Here is a 3,812-nt window from a genome sequence, read left to right as displayed (position 1 = left end):
ACCTATAGGTGGGCAGTTTGGGTGGGGCGCCACGCCCTTGAAAAGATATCAAGGGCGCCCAAAGGTTGACTCATGTGGGTCGGAAACCCGCAGTAGAGTGCAAGAGCATAAGTCAGCCTGACTGGATTTCGCACAACAAGAAATCCTGAGACGAAAGTCTGGTCTAGCGAACCACTAAGCCCTCTTGGTGAGGGCTATTGACTACAGAAAAGCTACCACAGGGATAACAGAGTCGTCGCCGGCAAGAGTACATATCGACCCGGCGGCTTGCTACCTCGATGTCGGTTCTTTCCATCCTGGCTGTGCAGCAGCAGCCAAGGGTGAGGTTGTTCGCCTATTAAAGGAGATCGTGAGCTGGGTTTAGACCGTCGTGAGGCAGGTCGGTTACTATCTATAAGGGGTGTTTTGAGGTCTGAGGGTAAGTTGCATTTAGTACGAGAGGAACTGTGCAACGGTGCCACTGGTGGACCTGTTGTCTGGTAAGGCATCGCAGGGCAGCTACGCACTAAAGGATTAAAGCTGAAAGCATCTAAGCTTGAAACCTCACCTAAAAAGAGACCTCCTAGGACTCTCGTAAAAGACGAGTTTGATAGAGTCGGGGTGTAAGCACCAAGGTGACGAGGTGTTCAGCCCGCCGACTACTAACGTCCTTGCTAGATTTTGTTTCACTGCATTCGGGCGATATTCAGATTGTGTGTAATACATGGATTATGTTGTGCTCGCAAAAATCCACATATGCCTGCAGGGTATATGTGTGTGCGCATTGCAGCGGGCGCGACGCTGACTGTCATAAGCGAGTATAGCGGCCAAAGCGGCGGGGAAACACCTGTACCCATTCCGAACACAGAAGTTAAGCCCGTCTACGTTCTGCATTGTACTATGATGTGCGAACTCTAGGGAACTGTGGAACGCTGCTATGCTTACTTATTACTTCTTATTTTTTCAGAAGGTTTATTTCCTAATAGATTCATCATTCATCTACAACTGATTATCCATTAACTACAGGAATTTAAGAACTATGTTATAAAATTAGATACTTTGTTAATCCAAATATCAGATCTCCATAAAAAACAGCCACAAAAAATCCCATTGTTATTGAAATCATAAAAGGCAAACCCGGAGTAACCCAAACCTCATCTTTAACCAAACCCTTATCAATAAGAGTTTGAAGCTGTGAAATTACGTTATCATTAATCTCCACGCCGCCTCGTTTAAACTGTTGTTTAACAGTGCCATCAATCTCCTTGAAATCCTCGATTAACCTGATATGCCTGCCGGAAAGTTCTTTGATTTTTGCTTTATAACCTATGAATATATAAGCCGGTTTATCAATGTGCAATCCCATCTTAGCCAGGTTGTATGCGGCTAATCCGGCTGGAACGAAAATTGTCAGCAGGACAGCATTTCCAAATATGCCAAAAGCAAAGAGATCAATTAAAGGATCATTCAAAGGAAAATTAAATCCTAAAATATTGAATCTTGGATAAGCTGGAAGGATTATCGACAAAACAATAAGCGATTTGGCATCTGCACCGCCGAATGTTCCCAGTTGAAATATAATATAGACAAAAACGAAGATCAATCCTGCCGAAATTAACAGGCGGGGGATATAATCAAGTCCTATCGTGTAGATATCATTCAATACAAAAAAACTGCCGCCTGCCAGCATTATAATCCAGAGTTTATTAGATACGCGGCGTGTCTTAATATCCGAATAACATGAGTAAATCAGGAATGGAATGCAGAATAATATCTTTAAAATATCCAGCATATTCTTTTAATTGTTTTTTATACTTAAAATATTATCCCGTTAAGATGGCAAACTATATAGACAAAAATACCGATATACACTTTTTTCATGCCGTCGTGGCTTAGCCCGGCAAAGCGGCTGATTCGTAATCAGCAGATCGGGGGTTCAAATCCCCCCGGCGGCTTTATATTATATTATTAGTGTTCTGAAACGCCATAAGTTTTAAATCTAATGACCTGTATTACAATTCAATATACACACGTATCATTATTATGAAACCTATCGATAAAATATTAGAACTGCTTGGAGATAATCAATGGCATAACATTGAAGAGATAAAAAAAGAAAATCCACTACTGCCGAATAAATTAAATGGATTATTTCGCTTTCTTCAAGAAGAGGGATTTGTTACAAGAGAGAATAACAAAATTAAAATAACGCCCATGGGATTGAAATTCTTAAATCTTCCTTCAGATGCGGCATCTCATCCACCATCTTCAGTCTCTTTAGCAATTCCATTCCTTTATCCTGTAAGCTCGTAGTATAGTAAATTATAGGCTTTCTTTGAGTTTCTCTTCTATCAGTGAGCAAACGCCCTGTGCATCTTCATTGACAGCAACTATCTCTATCCCATCCGGTGCTGATGCTCCCAGGCCGAGTTCTGCCGCCCTGGCTATTTGTTCCTGTTCAAATACCCCGCCCCTTGAGATCTCACCCGTAGTACTGTATATCCTGAGAACGCATATACCAGCAGCGTCCAGAGCCACCCTGTCAGAGCTTGCTATCAGTATTTCAGGTTCTATCAGCGTCCCCGTGTCAGGTCCTCCTTTTGAAAAACCCTTAATCCCATCCATGATTATGAACTCAGGCTTGTAGGCTGAATTGATTTCTGCAATCATCAGCCTCTGGTATCTTGAGGAATGAAGCTCTGACATATAGTTGTACCCGTCGTCAGGATCGTATTTTGCTACCATGCCGACACTGTTCTTGAGCGACATGGTGATTTGCCCCCCGAACCTGTGTGTCTTAAGACAGCATGTCGTGATTACCGAATCCGCCTCCCTGAATACCTTCGGGAACAAATATCCCCTGCTCCAGTGGCTACCTTTTTCCTTCACCCAGTCATCACTCTTGAGTTCATCAAGTACAACCACCTCAAATCCTTTTTTCCCTGCAAGTTCCACGACACCGATATCTTCCAGAACTTTTCTTGTATCGCCCATTCCGCTCCTCTCTGCCAGGACAATGCGGGAGTCATGTTCCTTCAGGACATCCACGATGGCTGAGAGGGTGTCAATATGTGTTGAGGCCGGGAAGGGATCTGCACTATTGTAGTTGGCCTTGACCGCTACCTTTTTGCCTGAAAGGTTTTCAAGGTCGAAATTTTTTAACAGCTCAGTTACTGATGTTCACACAATCGATCTAAAAGTAACAGGTTTTTATTTTTAGAAATCCATCTCTATTACTGCGAATAATCGGAGATGGATTTCCTTGGACCTATTGATCTTATTACTAAGCTTTCTAAGCCCATTAGATAGTGATTCTTGCCTATATAAAAGCCTATCTGAATTGATGATAGCTAAACTGATACTACCTTCTTTTACAATAAATAACGCCAAAAAGAAAGGAATGCTTAAATTATCCAATTCATATCATTATAAATCGATTAAAAAGTTAGGATATCTGTTTATTTGTGGGAAAATCAAATTAAATAGCTTTCTTTTGGATCATGAAAATTTTATGAATATTTCTGATGCTACACTTCTTGCCAGATCAGGAAAGAAGGTGTATGGTGCTAAAAAGCTTATGAATTATGTTACTAAAAGTTATGAGATTTTGCAGGATTTATTAATTACCGTAGAACGATTCAACGGACTAAATTATATCACTGACTTTAAGATAATTAACCACAATAAAAAGCATTTAACAAAACCAGAAGAGATAGCCAAAGCGATTAAATCTGATAAAATAAAGAAGAATAGTTGGTTGGTCATTGATGGAGGATTGAAATCCAAAGAACTGTTAAAAGAAGCCAGAATAAACTCAATAAAGCTTATTACTC

Annotated in this window: 4 protein-coding genes, 1 tRNA gene, 1 rRNA gene and 1 other annotated feature; of the genes, 4 read left to right on the top strand and 2 right to left on the bottom strand. The window is 40.9% G+C overall.

Going from position 1 to position 3,812, the window contains the following annotated elements; translation table 11 throughout:
- Positions 1-4: 4 nt before the first annotated feature.
- Positions 5-614, top strand: a sequence feature (possible 23S ribosomal RNA but 16S or 23S rRNA prediction is too short).
- Between the two features lie 184 nt (positions 615-798).
- Positions 799-920, top strand: a 5S ribosomal RNA gene (gene rrf, locus FIB07_18095).
- 101 nt (positions 921-1,021) lie between these two features.
- On the opposite strand, the gene FIB07_18090 is transcribed toward rrf, so the two are convergent.
- Entirely contained in the window at positions 1,022-1,771 is a 750-nt protein-coding gene (locus FIB07_18090; protein NJD54754.1) for a peptidase A24, read from the bottom strand.
- A gap of 89 nt (positions 1,772-1,860) precedes the next feature.
- Here FIB07_18090 and FIB07_18085 point away from each other — a divergent pair.
- Positions 1,861-1,934, top strand: a tRNA-Thr gene (locus FIB07_18085).
- 88 nt (positions 1,935-2,022) lie between these two features.
- Positions 2,023-2,292 carry a hypothetical protein gene (locus tag FIB07_18080; protein NJD54753.1) on the top strand — a complete coding sequence of 90 codons (270 nt, stop codon included), beginning with the start codon at positions 2,023-2,025 and terminating at the stop codon, positions 2,290-2,292.
- Between the two features lie 9 nt (positions 2,293-2,301).
- Here FIB07_18080 and FIB07_18075 read toward each other — a convergent pair whose 3' ends face one another.
- Positions 2,302-3,144, bottom strand: coding sequence for a DUF362 domain-containing protein (locus FIB07_18075; protein ID NJD54752.1), 843 nt, complete (start codon positions 3,142-3,144; stop codon positions 2,302-2,304).
- A 178-nt stretch (positions 3,145-3,322) separates the two neighbouring features.
- On the opposite strand from FIB07_18075, the gene FIB07_18070 reads away from it, so the two are divergent.
- Positions 3,323-3,812 (top strand): hypothetical protein (locus FIB07_18070; protein NJD54751.1); only part of this gene is annotated, 490 nt, incomplete at its 3' end.

The organism is Candidatus Methanoperedens sp., assembly GCA_012026795.1.
Taxonomy (GTDB): Archaea; Halobacteriota; Methanosarcinia; order Methanosarcinales; family Methanoperedenaceae; genus Methanoperedens.
This window is presented reverse-complemented; position numbering and strand designations above follow the sequence as displayed.

Bases quoted from the DNA above. Each gene is read 5' to 3' on its own strand.
- FIB07_18090 (NJD54754.1), bottom strand. From the start codon at position 1,771: ATGCTGGATATTTTAAAGATATTATTCTGCATTCCATTCCTGATTTAC.
- FIB07_18080 (NJD54753.1), top strand. From the start codon at position 2,023: ATGAAACCTATCGATAAAATATTAGAACTGCTTGGAGATAATCAATGG.